17 protein-coding genes are annotated in these 19,398 nt (G+C 35.8%); 14 read left to right on the top strand and 3 right to left on the bottom strand.

Going from position 1 to position 19,398, the window contains the following annotated elements:
• Nucleotides 1–28: 28 nt before the first annotated feature.
• Nucleotides 29–1,087, bottom strand: coding sequence for a phosphate/phosphite/phosphonate ABC transporter substrate-binding protein (locus tag BR65_RS07145; protein WP_034537567.1), 1,059 nt, complete (start codon nt 1,085–1,087; stop codon nt 29–31).
• A gap of 457 nt (nt 1,088–1,544) precedes the next feature.
• On the opposite strand from BR65_RS07145, the gene BR65_RS07140 reads away from it, so the two are divergent.
• The 9 genes from BR65_RS07140 to BR65_RS07100 all read left to right on the top strand — a co-directional run bounded on the left by BR65_RS07140 (nt 1,545) and on the right by BR65_RS07100 (nt 11,571).
• A complete protein-coding gene (locus BR65_RS07140) occupies nt 1,545–2,183 on the top strand; it encodes a YdhK family protein (protein ID WP_034537565.1) in 639 nt (212 codons plus the stop codon).
• Between the two features lie 263 nt (nt 2,184–2,446).
• Nucleotides 2,447–4,069 carry an alpha-glucoside-specific PTS transporter subunit IIBC gene (locus BR65_RS07135; protein WP_034537562.1) on the top strand — a complete coding sequence of 541 codons (1,623 nt, stop codon included), beginning with the start codon at nt 2,447–2,449 and terminating at the stop codon, nt 4,067–4,069.
• 29 nt (nt 4,070–4,098) lie between these two features.
• Nucleotides 4,099–5,442, top strand: a complete 1,344-nt coding sequence (locus BR65_RS07130) for a 6-phospho-alpha-glucosidase (protein WP_034537559.1) — start codon at nt 4,099–4,101, stop codon at nt 5,440–5,442.
• Nucleotides 5,443–5,529: 87 nt separating this feature from the next.
• Nucleotides 5,530–6,309 (top strand): MurR/RpiR family transcriptional regulator, encoded by a 780-nt coding sequence (locus BR65_RS07125; protein ID WP_034537558.1) that lies wholly within the window; start codon nt 5,530–5,532, stop codon nt 6,307–6,309.
• Between the two features lies 1 nt (nt 6,310).
• Nucleotides 6,311–6,778 (top strand): hypothetical protein, encoded by a 468-nt coding sequence (locus BR65_RS07120; protein ID WP_023179123.1) that lies wholly within the window; start codon nt 6,311–6,313, stop codon nt 6,776–6,778.
• Nucleotides 6,779–7,234: 456 nt separating this feature from the next.
• Nucleotides 7,235–8,158, top strand: a complete 924-nt coding sequence (locus tag BR65_RS07115) for a 1-phosphofructokinase family hexose kinase (RefSeq protein WP_023179121.1) — start codon at nt 7,235–7,237, stop codon at nt 8,156–8,158.
• Between the two features lie 400 nt (nt 8,159–8,558).
• The gene (locus BR65_RS07110) at nt 8,559–9,812 is read left to right on the top strand and encodes a dicarboxylate/amino acid:cation symporter (RefSeq protein WP_034537557.1); all 1,254 of its coding nucleotides are present in this window, start codon (nt 8,559–8,561) and stop codon (nt 9,810–9,812) included.
• A 43-nt stretch (nt 9,813–9,855) separates the two neighbouring features.
• Nucleotides 9,856–10,773 (top strand): ATP-grasp domain-containing protein, encoded by a 918-nt coding sequence (locus BR65_RS07105; protein ID WP_187948568.1) that lies wholly within the window; start codon nt 9,856–9,858, stop codon nt 10,771–10,773.
• A gap of 168 nt (nt 10,774–10,941) precedes the next feature.
• On the top strand, nt 10,942–11,571 hold the full coding sequence (locus BR65_RS07100; RefSeq protein ID WP_034537553.1) for a PepSY domain-containing protein: 630 nt from the start codon (nt 10,942–10,944) through the stop codon (nt 11,569–11,571).
• Between the two features lie 301 nt (nt 11,572–11,872).
• On the opposite strand, the gene BR65_RS07095 is transcribed toward BR65_RS07100, so the two are convergent.
• Nucleotides 11,873–12,718 (bottom strand): DegV family protein, encoded by an 846-nt coding sequence (locus tag BR65_RS07095; protein WP_034537551.1) that lies wholly within the window; start codon nt 12,716–12,718, stop codon nt 11,873–11,875.
• Nucleotides 12,719–12,869: 151 nt separating this feature from the next.
• Nucleotides 12,870–14,513, bottom strand: a complete 1,644-nt coding sequence (locus BR65_RS07090; protein ID WP_034537550.1) for a peptide ABC transporter substrate-binding protein — start codon at nt 14,511–14,513, stop codon at nt 12,870–12,872.
• Nucleotides 14,514–14,741: 228 nt separating this feature from the next.
• Here BR65_RS07090 and BR65_RS07085 point away from each other — a divergent pair, with 228 nt between their 5' ends.
• The 5 genes from BR65_RS07085 (at nt 14,742) to BR65_RS07065 (ending at nt 19,366) form a co-directional block, all read left to right on the top strand.
• A complete protein-coding gene (locus tag BR65_RS07085; RefSeq protein ID WP_034537547.1) occupies nt 14,742–15,260 on the top strand; it encodes a YflT domain-containing protein in 519 nt (172 codons plus the stop codon).
• Between the two features lie 106 nt (nt 15,261–15,366).
• A complete protein-coding gene (locus BR65_RS07080; RefSeq protein WP_034537545.1) occupies nt 15,367–15,873 on the top strand; it encodes a cysteine hydrolase family protein in 507 nt (168 codons plus the stop codon).
• Between the two features lie 199 nt (nt 15,874–16,072).
• Nucleotides 16,073–17,401 (top strand): ABC transporter substrate-binding protein, encoded by a 1,329-nt coding sequence (locus tag BR65_RS07075; RefSeq protein WP_034537543.1) that lies wholly within the window; start codon nt 16,073–16,075, stop codon nt 17,399–17,401.
• 142 nt (nt 17,402–17,543) lie between these two features.
• Nucleotides 17,544–18,473 (top strand): carbohydrate ABC transporter permease, encoded by a 930-nt coding sequence (locus BR65_RS07070; protein WP_034537540.1) that lies wholly within the window; start codon nt 17,544–17,546, stop codon nt 18,471–18,473.
• Between the two features lie 146 nt (nt 18,474–18,619).
• Nucleotides 18,620–19,366 carry a carbohydrate ABC transporter permease gene (locus BR65_RS07065; protein WP_425304617.1) on the top strand — a complete coding sequence of 249 codons (747 nt, stop codon included), beginning with the start codon at nt 18,620–18,622 and terminating at the stop codon, nt 19,364–19,366.
• The last annotated feature ends 32 nt before the right edge of the window (nt 19,367–19,398 follow it).

The following is a 19,398-nucleotide window of genomic DNA, read 5'->3' as shown; positions in this document are numbered from 1 at the left end:
ATTTGTTTTATTTTAAATTAATGTTGAATTATTGAATCCCTAGATCTTGTACGATTTTTTGAGCGGCTCTTTCATCATCGTAATCGGCATCTTCCGTTACTTGGTAACCTTCGTGACTATAAACGGAGATCACTTCTTTTCCTTCTTCGGTTTCAGAGATGTTGATAAAGGCTTCTTGTAAAGCAGCTTTTAACTCTTCATCCATTTTCTCAGAGTTTTTGCTGACACTTATCGTGTCATTGTAAATGCCAGGAGTAACGCCGACTACGGCTGTTTCGTCCCAAATATTTTCTGTTCTTCCGTATTCTGAAGTCCATGTATCTTCATAATCTCTTCTGCCATCAGCAAAGGTAACCAAAAGGTCAACTTGTTCAGAAGCAAGACGTGCAAATGAACTTCCGTATGAATCAGCTTGAACTACTTTGTCTAAGTCTGTAATTGATTTTCCAAAATTTTCATTTAACCATAATGTTGGGTAAATATAACCTGCTGAAGAAGAAGAAGACATTACACTCCAAGAAGCACTGTTCATATCTTCAAAAGTTAATTCCTCGCCATTATTGATTTTAGCAGCTAACTCTTGTCCTTTTTCAGAAGGGCCTGCGATAATCAATGAACGGTAAGAGGTTACTTGCTCATCCGTTGGTTCAGTAGGAGCATTTTCATTCCAATCAGCTGGAATATCAGAGTCAATGCTTAATCCAGCTCTAGTAGAAGTTAAAATTACCTCAGCACCGTCATCGTATAATACATAAGTTCCGCCTGGTATAAATCCAACATCTAACGTCCCAGCTGAAAGAGATTCTCCAACAGCTTCATAGTTGGTTCCAACTGTGATGTCAACTTCTCCGATGTCATAACCTTGATTGGCCATTTCGTCAATCAACAAATCTTTTAATGGTTCTGTTGCAGTAACGATTTCTTCAGGATCTCGTGAAGGAACAAAGCCAACTGAAAGTGTATCGAGTTTAATTGTTCCATCTGTATTTGAAGCTGCCGTTTCGCTGCTGGCAGCTTCATTTCCACATCCAACCAATAGTCCCGCTAGTAAAGCTACTCCTATGTACTTACCAAACTTCTTGTGCATGTAATTAAATCCTCCTGTGATTTTGTATTTTGTACAAACGTTTAACACGTTTAGTATTATATCATTCGTATTATTTAAAAGATATCCTTTTTTTGAAATATATAAAATAAAATCGTTCGGTTATTTGATTATTTTATGAGAAGATATCAAGTAAATGAATTTCAAATAATGATTTAACATTTAACGTTAAAGTCAGTATAAAATACGAACGTTAATTTAAAATAGATTTTTTGTATTGTTTATGTAAACGATTGTGGTGCGATCTTAGTATGCGAGTGATATTCTTGACACCTTTATAGCAAGGGCATAAAGGCATACAGTAGAATAGTAGTATTTTTTTTTGAAGTTAAAATAATTGTTTTTAAATGTTGTTACTTTTACACTGAATGCGTAGAAATAGACTGATCGTTTAGTACTTTAGCAAGATAGTTTGAAAACTTGAAAGGATGGGGAATGAATGAAGAATAGAAAAATTTATTTAATGGTGGCAACTTTAGCTACAACTTTAACCTTAGCAGCATGTGGAACAGGAAATGAAGAAACTGATACAGCTTCTTCAGAATCAAGCAGTTCAACAAGCATGAACATGGATGACTCAAGTATGATGATGAGTTCTGATTCTAGTATGATGAGTTCCGAATCTGGCATGGATATGGAGAGTATGATGCATGACGATTCTGGTGAGTTACCAGATGGTCTTAAAAAAGCTGAAAACCCAAAATATGAAGTAGGGAGTACAGCCATTATTCAAGCCGATCACATGGAAGGAATGAAAGGTGCTGAAGCGACGATTGTAGGAGCTTTTGACACAACTGTTTATGAAGTTTCCTATCAACCAACGACTGGCGCAGAAAGAGTTGAAAATCATAAATGGGTCACTCAAGAAGAAATTGAAGAGGCAGGAGAGTCAGTTATTGCAAATGGTACTGAAGTAACTTTAGAAGCTGATCACATGGAAGGAATGGACGATGCGCCAGCAACTATTGAAGCTTCAAAAACAACAACGATTTATATGATTGATTACGAACCCACAACGGGCGGTGATACAGTTAAAAATCACAAATGGGTAACAGAAGATGAACTTTCTGAAGAATAAACAGTGAAAAATTAAAAATAGAATTAGAGCTTTAGATCAATGATGATTCATCTTGATTTAAAGCTCTTTTTTTGAGTTATATTATTGAAATAAGAGACTGCCACCTTATAAAATTAGGTGGGAAATTTCCCGAGAAATGGAAAAAATACCTATTAAGGAACGCTGGTTTTTTTGAAGGGTTGAATATTGAACTGAAAAAAAGAGGATGGTATAGTCTGTATATGGAAGCGATTTCATAAAAAGAATAAGGAGATGAAAAGAAAATGATGCAAAAATTACAGCGGTTTGGCGGTGCGATGTTTACTCCAGTTTTATTATTTGCTTTCTCAGGTATTATATTAGCTATTGCTATTATGCTTCAAAATACATTAATTGTTGGAGATATCGCAACTGCAGGTACCATGTGGGCGAACTTTTGGTCAATTGTTGAATCAGGCGGTTGGACTGTATTCAATCAGATGGAATTGCTATTTGTGATTGGTCTACCTCTTGGATTGGCTAAAAAAGCTAGTGGAAGAGCAGCTTTAGAATCTGTAGTTGTTTATATGACATTTAACAACTTTGTTGGAAAAATTCTTGATCTGATGGGTCCAACATTTGGTGTAGATTTCACTCAAGAAGCCGGCGGAGACAGCGGGATAAAATTGATTGCTGGAATTAAAACATTGGATACCAATTTAATTGGTGCTATCTTAGTTGCTGCAATTGTTGTTTGGTTGCATAACCGTTTCTTTGAAACTAAACTACCAGATTTCTTAGGTATTTTCCAAGGATCTTCATTAGTTGTTATGATAGGATTTTTCCTTATGCTTCCTTTAGCCTTTTTAACAGCTTGGGGTTGGCCTATCATCCAAGGTTTAATTAGTTCAATGCAAGGTTTCTTAGCTTCATCAGGAACTCTAGGTGTATGGTTATACGTATTCTTGGAAAGACTGTTGATACCGACTGGGATGCATCATTTCATTTATCAACCATTCATTTATGGACCAGCAGTTGTAGAAGGCGGAATTACAGCATATTGGTTGAATAACTTAAGTGAATTTGCTTCATCAACAGCTCCGATTAAGGAATTATTCCCAGCTGGTGGATTCGGATTGCACAATGTTTCAAAAATCTTTGCTCCTCTTGGAATAGCAGCAGCATTTTACGCAACAGCAGATCCGGCTAAAAAGAAAAAAACATTGGCTTTATTGATTCCAACAGCTTTAACTGCCGTTCTTGCGGGTATTACGGAGCCGTTTGAATTTACATTCTTATTTATTGCACCGCAATTGTTCTTAATACATGCAGCTTTAGCAGCCACTTTAGGAGCAACTGTTTATGCATTTGGTGTTGTAGGTGATGTAGGTAGTGGGTTAATTACGATGTTGACACAATTTATTATACCAATGTCGATTAATCATCTCGGAACAGTATTAACGTTGATTGGAACAGGTTTAGCGTTCAGTGTCATTTACTTCTTTGTATTCCGTTTTGCTATTTTAAAATTTGATATCAAAACGCCAGGTAGAGAACTAGAAGAAGACGTTAAAATGTATTCTAAAAAAGACTACCGTGAAAGACAAGCAAATGGAAAAACAGCTTCAGCAGGCGGAGCCTATGCAAGCAGTGCAGCTCATTATTTAGAAGGACTTGGCGGTACAGCCAATATAGCCGATGTGAATAATTGTGCTACAAGATTAAGAGTATCCGTAAAAGACGAAAACCTTGTCAAAGAGGATAGTTTCTTTAAAGCAGCAGGTGCTCATGGAGTCGTTCGTAAAGGAAAAGCATTCCAAATTATCGTTGGACTGGATGTCCCTCAAGTAAGAGATGCTTTTGAAGATGAAATGAAAAGGAATGAAGTTTTAGCAGATACTGATAGTCAAACAGAACCAATGGTTTAATAATAAGCAAATTAGAGGAGAAGATAAATATGACTTTAAAAAAACAATCAATTTTAGTAGCAGGTGGCGGAAGCACATTTACACCGGGGATCATTATGATGTTATTAGAAAACTTAGAAATATTTCCGATTCGCCAAATCAAGTTTTACGATAATGATGAGGAAAGACAAAAACAAATTGCAGATGCTGTAGAAATTGTTTTGAAAGAACGTGCTCCAGAAATTGAATTTTTAGCTACTACTGATCCAGAAACAGCTTTTACTGATATCGACTTTGTAATGGCTCATATTCGTGTAGGGAAATACGCGATGCGTGAGCAAGATGAAAAAATTCCTTTGAAATATGGTGTTATTGGTCAAGAAACATGTGGACCAGGCGGAATTTCTTATGGGATGCGTTCAATCGGCGGAGTATTAGAATTGATTGACTATATGGAACAATACTCACCAAAGGCGTGGATGTTGAATTATTCAAATCCAGCAGCAATCGTTGCGGAAGCTACACGCAAATTAAGACCAAACAGCAAAATCATCAATATTTGTGATATGCCGGTTGGGATCGAACATCGTATGGCTGAAATTTTAGGATTGAAGAGCCGTAAAGAAATGACTGTTCGTTATTATGGACTAAACCATTTTGGCTGGTGGACAGATATTCGCGATAAAGACGGCAATGATTTAATGCCCGCTATCAAAAAACACGTTGCAGAACATGGATATGTTACTCCAGGTGAATTAGAAGGTACTCCAGGTGAAGACATTGAACCGAGCTGGATGCACACATATGGCAAAGCAAAAGAAACATTTGCTTTGGATCCAAATACTTTACCAAATACGTACTTGAAGTACTACTTGTTCCCGCAAGATGAAGCTGAAAAAGCCAATCCTGAATACACTCGTGCAAATGAAGTAATGGATCACCGTGAAAAACAAGTATTCTCTGAATGCAACCGTATTGCAAATATCAAAACAGCCGAAGATGCAAAGTTAGTTACAGATGACCATGCTTCTTATATCGTTGATTTAGCTAGAGCGATTGCGTATAACACACGTGAAAGAATGTTGCTGATCGTACCGAATAATGGAGCAATCGCTAACTTTGATCCAACAGCTATGGTAGAGATTCCTTGTATCGTTGGTTCAAATGGTCCTGAAATGATCAACCAAGGAGAAATTCCTCGTTTCCAAAAAGGATTGATGGAACAACAAGTAGCCGTTGAAAAATTAGTCGTTGAAGCATGGGAAGAAGAATCATACCAAAAATTATGGCAAGCACTGACTGTCTCTAAAATTGTGCCAAATGCTCGTGTAGCTCGACAAATATTAGATGACTTAATTGTAGCTAACAAAGGTTACTGGCCTGAATTAAAATAATCATATGCTATAATAATGTATACGAAAAAATGGAGAGATAAATGGCTCCATTTTTTTGTACATTGTTAATAGCAGGGAGAGATTTATTTGGACCTAGAAGTACTCGTTAATCAACATTACCAAGAACTAAATGAAAATGATTTACAAATTATATCATACGTTATGAAACATAAAAATAAATGCCAAACGATGCCTATTGTTGAATTGGCCAAAAAAACACTTACTTCGAAATCATCCATTGTAAGGTTGGCAAAAAAATTAGGTTTTTCAGGGTTTAGTGAATTCAAATACAGTTTAAAAAATGGTTCCGAACAATTGCAAATAAATGAGGAACAAGTGAGTTTCAGCTCAATGCAAAGTGTAGATAGTCAAGCAACTTTAAAGTTATTCAATCAAACCGATTTATCACCTATTTTAAAAGAAATCCATGCTGCTAAACGTATTTTTTGTTATGGCACAGGTTGGGGACAAAGAGATGTTCTATCTGATTTCAGACGAAATTTTGTACCATTAGAAAAGTTTTTCATTCTTCTTTCTGCTCAAAGAGAGTTGCAAATGGCCGCAGCGTCGACTATCACAGAAGACGATTTATTGATTGTTTTATCATTAAGTGGCGATATCCAAGAAGTTAAAGACGAGATGAACATGCTTAAACTGAAAGGGATTCCCATTTTATCGATCACTAACTTAAGAAACAATAATTTAGCTTCTATGGCGACCCATAACCTTTATTTTCAAGCAACACCAATCGTATTGAATGGAGAAGATATCTTTTCTTTCTTATCGCTTTTTCAAGTCACCGATTCTTTATTTAGAGCGTATCTGGATTATTACCAACAAAATAAAATTGAAAGGCAGGAACACTAAGATGAAACAAAGTTTATCCAGCTTGCAAAGTAAGTTTGAGCCATTTTTCTTTTTACGCGGTTATTTAATTTTAGCACCGGTTATCTTTTTTGTTTACTTTGCTGTAAACGCTAGTTTAAGCGGAGAAACTTTTTCAGTTTATTTAACTAGTCAGCCTATGAACCCTGTAATGTTGTTGATCGCATTGCTTTCATTATTTTGGTTTGTTGTTTTATCAGCTGCACAAAACCAAATTAGCCAGAAAGTTTGGAAGGGAACAGTGCTAATTTTTATCTTCAGCAATTTACTGACTGGAAATATCGTGTCTATTATTTTAGGCTTGATGACTATAAAACAAAATGTGGAGCTGACAGTTGCTAAAGAAGGAACGACACCTCATTTAGCAGTGATACTTTTTACTATCAGCGGGTTTTTAGCATTGTTATCTGCATTCGTTTGTTTTGCTTTTATTAGACTGTCACTGATTTAAGTGTCATAGAAAAAAGACTAAGACAACAATTTAGCGATTTAAGAAAGTTCATTGTGAAAATGCAATGAACTTTTTTGTCTTTATACAAGTAATCAAGCACAATTTTGGATATAAGAGGTCCTTTCATTCCTTTCACGACAACTAAACGACGCTGCACGAATAAGTGGAGGATAAAAAGCTTTCTCACACTTTCGTGCAACTGTTCTGGTTGGAACAGTGATAACCAAAAAGAGCGTCACTGTTTCGTCAAAGCAATTTGCACGTTCATGTTAAAGTGAAGCAGAAAAAAGAACTCACTCCTCCAAGCACGATGGGAGCGGGGATAGGAATGCGCTTTTTTTCTTGAAATCGTTAATAAAAAGCTTGGTTGTGTAAACGATTTAGTTAAGTGCTATAATGAATAATGTAACAAGTATTCGTAGTACATTAGCGGCGTCTATAAGAGGAGGATATTAAATGATTTATACGATTACGTTAAATCCAACAATTGATCGATTGTTGTATCTTGAAGACGAATTAACAAAAGAAAAAAACAATCGTTTGGAAAGTATTGCTTATGATTTAGGTGGAAAAGGCCACCACGGTTCCTACGCTATGAGTAAGTTAGGAGTAGAAAATCTGGCATTAGGATTTTGCGGCACCACAAATAAAAGCAAACTTGAAAAGATATTAGAAGAAAAGGGTATTAACCATGACTTTGTGGACATTTATGGTAAACCCACTAGAGAAAGTTATGTAATATTAGAAAAAAACATCAGCGGCAGTATTTTGATCACAGAGCGGGGTTACGCTGTTTCGAGTTATGATAAGTCTCTATTGTTTGATAAAATTGAAGAAAAAGTTGAAGCTGAGGATACGGTGTTGATTGCAGGTTCAATGCCGCCTGGTTTTGAGATCACTGATTTAGAAAAATTGTTAGAACTATTGAAAGGTATTGGCTGCTTTATTGCTTGCGATCTTTCAGGTGAAGCATTGAAGACAGCAGTAAAAGCAGGCGTGAATTTTATTAAACCGAATCGATTTGAGATCCAAGAACTTTCAACCCAAGGAGAATCTTTAGTAGATACCGTTAAAGAATTAACGAAGACGATCGAGTATGTGATCGTTTCTCAAGGTGGAAAAGGCAGTTTGTGCGGTCATGGAAATGAGTTCTATCAAATTGGCGTTCCTACAGTTGTTGTCGTAAATGATACCGGTGCTGGTGATTGTTTTGTAGGTTCATTTTTAGCAAGTTTGGCACAAAAGAAATCATTTGTTGACGCGTTGACCTTAGCCACAGCTTGTTCAGCTAGTAAAGTCCAACACAAAGACAGTACTTCATTTAACGTCAGAGATGCACAAAATTTACAAAAGAAAGTAACGGTAGAAAAAGTAGGATAATCAACATGCAAGAAAGAACTTTTGAAAGAAAACGTTGACAGTGAAAAAGTACATTGTTACAATGAGCTTACTTTAAACGCGTGAGCGCTCACCGTTAGAGAAAAACAAACTAAAACAAGAAGGAGGAAGCGAATATGAAAAAGATGAATTGTCTAAACGTGTTGTGTTGTCCATGTTGTATGAACCACTCATGTTATCAGCAATCATCTTTTCGTAGGGCTTCTTTCTGACTAAATAAGTAAGGGTCAGCTCTATAGTTTATTCCAAAAGAACTAAGTGCCTGTTTAGGTTGTTTAGGGATTTTTGTCAATAATAATAAAGATGGATCGTCTGTGCATGAGTGTAAGTTGCTCATGCACTTTTTTTGTACTTTTTAATAGAATCGGAGGAAAAGAAGACCATGAAAACGAAGAAAAAATGGATCAAAAAGCCCAGTTTAACGATACAAGTCCTGATAGGGGCTATGGCTGGTATAGTGGTAGGTTATTTTAGCAAAACGGTAGGACTTCAATTGGAAATTTTTGGAACGATTTTTATGAATTTAATTCAAATGATCATTATACCGCTTATTTTCCCAGTCATTATTTTAGCTATCGTCAACATCAGTGATACTAAAAGTTTTGGGAAAGTAGCGGGAAAATCTTTTGTGTACTTTTTTTCGGTCACTACAGGGTTGATTATTCTGAGTATCTTAGCCGGAAAATGGACAGCTATCGGCAGTCATTTTGAAGCGGGAAACATGACGACTGAATCGCTTGACGGTATTGCCAGCGGGATTGATTTTCAAACCTTTTTCTTGAGTATTGTACCCAGTAATCTATTTCAAGCTTTCGCAGAAGGCAATCTATTGCCGATCCTCTTTTTTGGCGTCTTACTCGGATTGGCTTTAGTCTCAATAGGAGAAAAAGCTCAACCTGTTATTTCGTTCTTTGAATCATGGTCTCAAGCCATGTTTAAAATGATTGACTATGCGATTTCCTTTGCGCCTATTGGAGTATTCGGCTTTCTAGCTTACGATATAGCAGCTTATGGAATCGGAAACTTATTTTCATTAGGCCAATTTGTCCTATTTACGTATGTAGCATTTGCAGTTGTCGTTTTTGTGATTTTTCCCATTATAGCTTGGCTATTCCATATACCTTACTTTGCTTTATTAAAAACTATTGGAGATCTTGTCCTAGTCGTATTTACGACTGGAAGTTCAAGTGTCGTTTTGCCTTCTTTGATTGATCGACTAAAGAAATATGGGGTGTCGCCAGCAGTTTCTTCATTTGTTACACCACTAGGCTATTCATTTAATTTAAATGGAGCATGTGTCTATATTAGCTTAGCAACTATGTTTATTGTTAATATGTATGATGTAACGTTAGGGTTAGGAGAAATTATTGCATTAGTCTTATTCTTAACGATTGTTACCAAAGGGATCGCAACTGTTCCATCAGGAGCGGTCGTAGTGTTACTAGCGGCAGCGACGCAACTTGGCTTGCCGGCTGAAGGAGTGGCTTTGATGGTTTCAGTAGATTTCTTTATCAATATGGGTCGTTCTGCAGTTAACGTGATTGGAAATGCATTAGCGCCAGTTATTATTGCTCAGACAGAAAAAGAATTGGCTTACGGTAAAACACGGGTACAAATGGCAAAAGAACTGAAATAGACAGCTAACTAACAAGAAAAAAATAAACTAGCACAGGGAGCAGATAAACGTGAAAAAAATTTATATTATACATGAAAATAATGATTGGACAAGACATTTAACAGCACGATTAGATGAGCTAAAGGCTCCTTATGAATTATGGGATTTATCTGATGGCATGATTGATATTCAAGAAGAACCTCCAGAAGGAATTTTTTATAATCGAATGAGTGCTTCCTCGCATACTCGCGGACATCGATACGCTCCTGAATTAACGGATAATCTTTTAACGTGGTTGGAAAGCCATCATGCGGTGGTCTTTAATGGGACTAAAGCCATCGAGTTAGAAGTAAGCAAATTGAAACAACATTTAGCCTTACAAAAATATGGAATCAAGACACCAGAGACTTATGGAGCTGTAGGAAAAGAAAACATTCTTAAAGCAGCTGAAAAGTTAAATCAATTTCCTTTTATCATTAAACACAATCGTGCTGGAAAAGGTCTTGGAGTTCGATTGTTGAACTCTATAGAAGAGCTAAAAGCTTACGTTGATGGCCCTGAATTTGAAGACTCAATTGATGGCATCAGTTTGATTCAAGCATACGTTAAGCCAGCTGATGGGACGATCGTCCGCTCCGAATTCATTGGCGGAAAGTTCTTTTATGCTGTAAAAGTCGACTCAAGTGATGGGTTTGAATTATGCCCAGCAGACAGCTGCCAAATTGGTGATGTGCCAGTAGCGAATAAATTTACGATCATTGATTCATTGCCAAATGAACAGATTGAACAATATGAACAATTCCTTAAAGGACAACACATTGATGTAGCAGCCATTGAATTCATTTTTGATGTTAACGGACAAGCTCAGGCTTACGATGTCAATACAAACACCAACTATAACGCTGATGCTGAAAAAGCAGCAGGAAAATATGCTATGTTGGAGTTGGCAAATTTCTTGAAATCAGAATTAGAAAAAAGATAAAGCCTATAAGGATCTTTTTTAGAGTAAGGTAAATAAGAATTGTGTTCAAAAATACCAACTTAAATTAGGGTACAAACTACGCCTTAAGCCTGATTTTTAGTTTTTAAGAGGCAGAATTTTAGGAAGATTTCTTTTAATTTGTTATTATATCAGTAAGGAGATGATGATATGTTAACTAAATTAAAATTAGGATTGGTTAGTGGAAGTGCATTAATATTGTTAGCCGCATGTAGTACAGAAACACCAAATGAGGAAGCACCTGCTTCGACATCTGAATCTGAGGCAACTAGTTCAATGGAAAGTTCTTCAATGATGGAGTCTGAAAGCTCTAGTTCTGTAGCATCTTCAGAAAATTTTGAAGGAAAGAGTTTTTCAGTAACCTATGAACAAGCAGTTGCTGATTTCCAAAAAGCTTATCCGGATGCAGCAATCTCTTCAGTTGATTTTGACAAAGATTTTGGTGAATATACATTTGAAATCAACGGATTTGATGATACTCAAGAAATTGAATGGGAAGTCAATGCAGAAACCGGGGAAGAAACAAAAAACAACACAGAAAAGAAAGATTCAGACTTTGATGATCAAGAGTTAATGACTGATGATGTAATGGCTATTGATGAATTGATTGCAAAAGCTGAGGAAGAAGCACCTAATGCTACGATGGTTTCTTGGAATATAGAGGCAGATGATGATACAAAAATTCCGTTATTTACCGGCGAATTTGAAGAAGGAAATAATGAAGTAGATGTGCATTTAAATGCTGAAACTGGAGAATTCTTATCTGTAGAAAATGACTAAAAGTTAAAAAAATGTGTTCCAATAAAAATGTAAAAACAATTTTAATAAAATCTCAAAAACGCTGAATGAAACATACCAGCTTTTTTGAGGTTCCATATTTATTTTAAGGTGTCTTTCAAAGATTCATTTTTTTGATTATATTTGGACAGAAACAGCAGATGCTATATATAAAATGAGTCAATGAATTTCATTCGCTTAATAATTAAGAAGCAAATTTTCGACTCTTTTTCTACATTAAAAAGCCAATCCATTCCTATTACTTTAGGAATGGATTGGCTTTTATTATAGGACTGAATGTCAGTTACTTTTCTAATAAGAACTGAACAGAAATAGCTTCTGGACCAGCATGCGTCATAACACTAGGACTGGCATAAGAAACCATTGGTTCAACATGTGGAAAGGTCGTTTTTAACATGTTTAAAATGGTAGTCGAATAGTCGCTCATACCCACATGAGTAAAACCAATCGACATGACTTTTTTAGGTGCATCATGAAGTGTGTGACAGATTTCTTTATAGCGCTTCACAATGGACTTCGTTCCACGTCCTTTAGAATCTGAATGAAGTTTTCCATCAGTCATTTCTAAAGTAGCTTTGATATTCATTAACGAAGTAAATTTGCCCATAGTTTTACCAATTCGACCGCCTTTTATCATATTTTCAAGGTTGGCAATACTGATATAAAGAACAGTTCTTGATCGTATATCTTCTAAATGATTTAATAGTTCTTCCATTGAAGAAGCAGTGCTAGCAAATTCAGCTGCAGCAAGCACTTGAAACGCTTGTCCGCGAGCACAAAATTCAGAGTCGATAACAGTTACTTTTCCATTAGCTAAACCGGCAGCTTGATGAGCAGAGTGGACGGTTCCACTTATGGTTTCGGTTACATGTATAGATAACACTTCACTTCCATCAGCCGTTAACTGGTTATAAGCATCTAAAAATTTCCCAACAGGCGGTTGAGAAGATTTTGGCAATTCAGGGGATTGTTTCATTTTTAGTAAGAACTCTTCGTTTGATAATTCAATATCATCATGGTAGGTTACGTTATTGATCATAGAAGATAATGGAACTATCGTAATACCATAACGAGTTATTTCTTCATTAGTTAATTCAACTGTTGAATCGGTTACAACTTTTAATTTCATCAAATAAGCTCCTTAAATAAGTTATTCATTTAGTATAAAGGAAAACCCTTAAGAAAAGTATAAATTATCAATAATCACACTATCTATGCAAAAAAACAACCTTTTTCATTATGAAAGAAGGTTGTTTTTTTAGACTGATTTAATAGTTAAACTAGTCTTTTTGTGCTTCATCGATAGAAGCATATTTGAAGCTGCGGCTACCGAAAACCGGACGGTAAATGTCTTTTACAAAAGGTTTTTCAAGATAAGCTTCCGCTGTTTGGTATATTGGGACATCAACATAATGTTCACCCAAAGCTACTTTTTCAATTTCAATTAACGTGTTCCATCTTGCTAAAGCATCATCGTATTCTTGGTTGCTTTGATCAACAAGTGCGTCAATGTCTTCAAATGAATAATTACCACGATTAATATCGGTATCAAAACGTTCAACAAAGTTTATTGGATCAGCAAAGTCAGCTAACCAATAAGAAGTAGCGATTTGGTAATTTCCAGACTTGATATTATCTAATCTAGAGTTATCAGGCATTTGTCGAATATCGATCGTTAATCCTGGCAGATTATTTTGCAATTCACTTTGTAAGAATTCGGCTAATTTTTTGCTGTCTTCAGAATCAGATGTCGTCAACTCCAATGAAAAGCTATCTGTTCCTAATTCATCTAGCCCTGCTTGCCAAGCTTCTTGAGCTATTGCGACATTGTACTCGACTACATCACCTGCATCCTCACGAAAGTCAACACCTGTCTCGGGATTTTTAGATAATCCATTAGGGACGTGGCCGAAAATTGGATGAGAACCATTTAAGAGAACATTATCTGTGAATCCTTGACGATTAATGGCATAAGTTAGCGCTTTGCGGATATTTTCATTCGCTAATTCGGGAACTTCATGATTCACTTCAATGTAGTAGATCCAAGCCTTATCATTTGTTTTAAAATCTGTATTTTCAGTATATTGAGCAACAAAATCACCAGAAAGGGAAATAGAATCTAGTTCGCCAGATTCATATAGATTAAGTCCGGTTCCAACTTCTTTGACGACTTGTGTATCAATTTCGTCTAACTGAACAGTATCTTTGTCCCAATATTCATTGTTTTTTAGGTATTTCCAAGAATCGCCTGAGGTAGAATCCCATTCAGCTAAAGTAAAAGGACCATTATAAATAGCGTTCTCAGCATTCAAGCCATAATTTTCACCTTGTTCCATTACAAAAGCTTCATTTTGTGGGAAATAACATGGAATCGTTAAAACATCAAGGAAATAGGGTACAGGTTTTTCTAACGTTACTTGCAGGGTCTTTTCATCAACTGCTTCAACTCCAAGATCAGCAACAGCATTTTCACCATTTAAAATAGCTTCAGCATTGTTAACGATTCCTGAAAATAAGTAAGCATACCCAGAACCATTTTCCGGGTCCACCATTCTTTTCCAAGCAAACACAAAATCATCTGCAGTAACCGTATCACCATTTGACCAGTTTGCATCGTCACGAATCGTAAAAGTGTAGGTCAATCCATCTTCTGAAACTGCCGGCATCTCCATTGCATTTCCTGGCACTAGATTTCCATCAAGGTCGTAGGTCATCAGTCCCTCAAAAACATTATTCATCGGCGTAAAGTTAGTAGTAGATATTGTCGTATCCATTGTATCCATTTCTGATTCAGCTGATAAATTTAAAACTTGCTTTTCTTCGTCAGTGTTCTGGCTGTCACTCTCATTATTGTTTCCACAGGCACTTAATACGGCAAAAGAAGCAAGGGTTAGCAATCCAAGTTTATTAAAGTTCTGTTTCATATCGTTTCTCTCCCTTAAAAAGCATCGTCTAATTTTTCTATACCAATTTCATCGTTTCCTTTATATTGTATCACTTTAAACTGTTTTTTGAATAGGAATTTATCCTAGACCCGCCCAATAGAGTTTCGAAAGAAAATTTTATGAAGAGCAAAAAGCATTATCTTTGGAAGCGTTTGTTTTATTTGTTATGATAAAGACAAATAAAAATTGAAAGGCGTGAATAGACAAATGAAAAAAATTCAAGGTGCATATCCTACGATTGAAGAAACAACCACAAAAGTTGAACAACTTTTAAAAGAAGGTTATCGATCAGATAACATTACTGTAGTTGCAAGTAAAGAAAATATAGAAGCGATTCAAGGACAGACCTTAGCAGAAGTTGAAGCTGTTACAACTGAAGAACAGTCAACTTCGGTATGGGATAAAGTAAAAAATGTTTTTTCAAATGAGGAAGACAGTCCACTTGGAAAATATGGTTTTGATAAGGAAACAACACAAAAATACACTGATGCCATTAAAAACGACGAATTTGTGGTACTTATCGATGATGATACTCAGCAGATAGAAGATGATCAAAAAGCCCAACCAATCTTTGTTGCTCCAAATGCGAATACTACGGCTCCAGGTTTTGGGGTAAATCCGATTATTCCAGGAGTAGGACCAACACCGGGATCATCAAACAAAGACTCTAATGGTGGTACACTTGCAGATCCTCATTTACCAAATATAGAGGATCATCCTAAGTAATGAATTGATCAAGCAATAGAGCGAAAAAAAGGTAGATTAGGTCGCTAAAAAAGTTACACGAAATGTGTAGCTTTTTTAGTGTTCAAGTAAAAAAGGAGGAGCTAACATGCTTTTTGTAATCGATATGCAAAATGATTTTGTAGACGAAGAAAAAGGGATCCTTTCAGTGAAAAATGCTGAAAAGTTAGTACCCAAGATAATCCAAGAAATAAAAGATCAAGAAAAAAAAGGTGAACCAATTTATTACACACTAAATCAACATGAGCTAGAAGATGATAATCGTTCAGATGAAGAAAAAAAATGGGGTCTAGAACTTTTCGGGCCTTTGAAAGAAGCTTTAAAAAAACATCATGCGCTTAAAAAGAAATTTCATTCCATTTCGCCTGAAGATGCAGAAGAATTAAGAAATCAATATGAAGATGATCCTGATCGAATCATTGAATTTGTCGGTGTTGAAACGAATGTGTGTGTATTGTCTAATGCCATTATGTTACACAATTCTTTCCCACTTGCTACCATCAGTGTATTGGAAAATGTGTGTGTAGGATCTACTGAAGAATTGCATAAGGAAACGCTAGATGTATTAAAAAGCTTAAAAATAGAGGTCCATTGATTTTCTAGAAATAGGGGTAAAAATAGAACAGGTTTGGAGTCTATGAATAAAACTTTCAAAAAAGGCTATTAGTTGAATACTTCGAAACTATAGTACATTATTTGTGGAGAGGCGCTGTTATATAAGTGTTGATAACGGTTGCGTTAGTCAGTATCATTTGGCAAAAAAAGGACAGAATGTAAAGGAAGGTTGGTAAGGGATGAAGAAAAGAAAACGATCATGGCTATCACTAAGTTTGATAGCAGGAACTGCACTTATATTAGCAGCATGTGGTAATGGAAATGAAGGATCAACAACAGAAAATAGTGATGGGAAAACGACTTTAGAATTTTGGTCATTTTGGGGATCTGGTCCTCGTCGTGAAAAAATTGAAGCAATTATTGAAGACTTCAATGCTTCGCAAGATGAAATCGAAGTAGAACATGTTTACCAACCTTGGGGGGATATATGGACAAAATCATTAGCTTCGATTGCTGCGGGAGATCCACCTGATATTATTGTTCAAGATATTAATTCGGTTGAACAACGAGCAGATGCACAACAAGCAATGAATATTCAAAGTTATCTAGATGAAGAAGACGAAGATATTCAAACGCGATTTTATCCTCAACTATGGGACACTATCATTTATGAAGATGAAGCCTATGCACTACCTTTTAATACAGATACTCAAGTCCTTTTTTATAATAAAGATCTATTTGAAGAAGTTGGTTTAGACCCAGAAAATCCGCCTAAAACATGGGAAGAATTAGAAGAATATGCAAGAGCTTTGGACAAGAAAAATGGGGATTCGTGGGAACGAATCGGTTTTTATCCATTATGGAACCTTGGTACAGATGTTTGGGCATTAAATGCTGATAATGGAACCAGCTGGTTTGATAGTGAAGGGAATGTAACCATTAATACGCCTGAAAAAATCGAAGCCTTGGAATGGATTTTGGAATGGCAAGATTACTATGGTGAAGATACCATTAATACTTATGAAGCAGAATTCGGCTCTGGTGTAACAGATCCATTTGTTTCTGGACTAGTAGGAATCCGTGCACAAAATATCAATTACTATACAGAATTACTTGAAAATGCACCGGATGATTTTAATTTTGGCGTAGTGGCTTTACCTGAACATGAAGAAGGCTCTGGCAATTGGTCATGGGGTGGAGGATTTGTATTAGAAATTCCATATGGGGCAGAGAATCCTGAAGATTCCTATGAATTTATGAAATACCTGACTTCAACTGAAGTACAAGAAGAATTTGGGTTGAATAGTTTTGATATCATGGCAAATAAAGAAGCAAATGAAAATCTGACGAAACATCCAGACTTAGATGAGGAAGGGCAAATGATTTATGAATTGGCAGATAAGAATCTTGAAGAAACGGTTATTACACCGGTACCATTAACAGCTCCAGATTTTTCTGCATTAGTGAATGAACAAATCGATGAGGCTTTGCTTGGAAACAAAACAGCCAAAGAAGCTTTGGATGATGCACAAACTTCTGTTGAAAGCCTTGTTGAACAAAATAAATAATGGATAAAAAGATAAAATAACTATTCAAAAAAGCAAGTTAGCTTTTTTGGCTTCTATTCTAGAAAAATCATTTCGATATGTAAAGGGGGCTGGGATATTTGTCCCAGCCTTTTGTTTATTTTTATAAGGAAGAGGTGACACAATGGAAAGGTTAAAAAAGAAAAATAAATGGTCAAAGAAGCAGAAAAAAGAAGCGTTGTGGGGATTCCTTTTTGTTTCACCATTCATTATTGGTTTTGCTATTTTTATGCTTGGACCCATGCTGTTTTCTTTCATCGGAAGTTTTACCAATTATAATTTAACCTCCAAAATGGATTATATTGGAATGGATAATTTTAAAAGAATGTTTACCCAAGATGACCTTTTTTGGAAATCACTTTATAATACGGGCTATTATGTGCTATTTAACGTGCCTCTTACAGCTATAGGAAGTGTTTTATTAGCAGTATTATTAAACCAAAGAGTCCGTGGAATCTCTATTTTTAGAACAATTTTTTACTTGCCAGCTATTTTATCCGGAGTAGCAGTGTATGTTTTATGGATGCAGATGCTTTCTCCTTCATCAGGATTAGTCAATGTGGTATTGTCTTGGTTCAGTATTGATGGACCTGCATGGTTGTTTGATCCGAATTGGACAAAACCGGCACTGATTTTAATGAAACTGTGGAGTGTAGGTGGAGCAATGCTGCTTTACTTGGCTACTCTGCAAAATGTTCCGAATCAGTTATATGAATCAGCAGAAATAGATGGAGCTAGTGCATTTGCACGTTTCCGTCATATTACATTACCAATGATCACACCAATTATTTTTTATGATGTGGTTACTTCGACAATTGGAGCTTTTCAAATCTTTCAAGAAGCCTATGTTATGTCAGAAAGTGGAACAAATGGTCCAGCAAATTCCTTACTGTTCTATAATTTACACATGTGGAACAAAGCCTTTGTAGCTTTTGATATGGGATATGCTATGGCTATGTCGATGATTCTTTTTGTCATTGTATTAAGTTTAACGTTTATCAATATGAAATTAGCCCCTCGTTGGGTACACTATGGAGGAGGGCGAAGTGAATGATTGAATCAACATCTTTAAAAGAAGCTACAGACGTACCTAAACAGAAGCATTTTAAGAGCAGGAAAAGACAAAAAAAAATTGGACAAATTGTCACATACATTCTTTTAATCGGTATCAGTATTGTTCTCTTAGCTCCGCTCTTTTGGATGGTTTTTACTTCTTTGAAACCAATGGAAGAAGTTGTTCAGTTTCCACCAACTTTCTTCCCTGAGACATTTCAATGGTCTAATTATACTGAAACCATTCAAGCTTTTCCATTTTTCCAATACATGAAAAACACATTGTATATCACTTTTTTTGTGGTTCTTGGAAATGTGGTATCTAATTCATTTATTGCATATGGTTTTGCTAAAATTTCTTTTCCAGGCAAAAAGTTCTTATTTTCTTTAGTGTTAGCAACTATGATGATACCTGGATTTGTTACTATGATCCCACAATACATTTTATTCACCAAAATCGGATGGGTAGGAACTTATTTACCGCTGATTGTGCCCTCATTTTTTGGAAGTGCATTTAATATCTTTTTGATGCGTCAATTTTATCTTTCCATTAATGACGAATTAATTGAAGCAGCTCAAATAGATGGAGCCAACCACTTATTTATTTGGAGCCGTTTGATGGTCCCTTTAACTAAGCCTGCCTTAATTACGATCGGGATTACTTCTTTTAATGGAGCATGGAATGATTTTCTTGGGCCATTGCTTTATATTCATGATGAAGATATGTATACACTACAAATCGGTTTGCAATCGTTCCAAAGTCAATCTTCTACTCAGTGGAACTATTTAATGGCGGGGGCAACTCTGGTTATGATTCCAACAGTACTGTTATTCTTCTTTGCTCAAAAATACTTTATTCAAGGAATGGATTTAACTGGTGGAACAAAAGGTTAGCTTTAAAAAAATTTTTAATTTATGAAAGATTG

The sequence above is a fragment of the Carnobacterium inhibens subsp. inhibens DSM 13024 genome (assembly GCF_000746825.1).
Taxonomy (GTDB): Bacteria; Bacillota; Bacilli; order Lactobacillales; family Carnobacteriaceae; genus Carnobacterium_B; species Carnobacterium_B inhibens.
Note: the sequence above shows the minus strand (reverse complement) of the source record. Positions and strands in the feature narration are given on the sequence as shown.